The organism is Novosphingobium sp. ERW19, from assembly GCF_012641315.1.
In the GTDB taxonomy this organism is placed as follows: domain Bacteria; phylum Pseudomonadota; class Alphaproteobacteria; order Sphingomonadales; family Sphingomonadaceae; genus Novosphingobium.
Map to the genome: position 1 here is coordinate 1 of NZ_JABAIC010000043.1, position 673 is coordinate 673.

A 673-nucleotide genomic window follows, 5' to 3' on the forward strand; every position below is an offset into this window, starting at 1 on the left:
TCGCCCGGCCCGTGGCGGCCCGGGCCCCATGCGGGGGCAAAGCCGTTGTCGCGCATCCAGCCAATGCCGCGCATCACCGCATCGAGATCGTCCATCTCGAACGCCACGTGGTTGAGGCTGGCAAAGCCGGCGCGGGCAAAGGCGGTGGAGTGGTGGCTGTCGTTGCAGCGCACGAAGACCATGCCACGGGTCCGGTCCGAGACGCGGAAGTCGAGCACGTCCTCCACCGCATGGCCCAGGAGTTCGGCATCGGCAGAGTTGAACACCACATGCGTCAGCTTGACCGGCGAGACGCGCTTGCTGGCCTTGGAGAAGCCTTCGATGGGCGCGACCTCGCCCGATCCTGCCAGGAAGCGCAGGATCGTGCCTTCGGGCAGTTCGACGAGCAGGCCTGCACCTTCGCCGGGATCGGCCGAGGTGACCGGCCTTGCCGCCCAGCCCTTGTCGGTCACGCGGGCCTTGATCGCGGCGAGTTCGTCGGCTGAACAGGTGAAGGTGGTCGAGCGCACGAACTCGGCATCCGATTGCTCGAACGCGACGAGGTAGGGCATCGTGCCGGTGCCGCGCAGGTAGTGCGTCTGCCCCCGAACTTCGGCGGGGTAGAGCCCCCAGACGTCGACCATCCACGCCGCGGCGCCCGCGGGATCGGGCAGGGCAATTTCGATGCTGCGCA

At 68.2% G+C, this 673-nt stretch carries 1 protein-coding gene; it reads right to left on the reverse strand.

Annotated features, from left to right (window positions below; translation table 11 throughout):
- Positions 1-673 (reverse strand): glyoxalase (locus HGI46_RS21830; protein ID WP_168905831.1); only part of this gene is annotated, 673 nt, incomplete at both ends.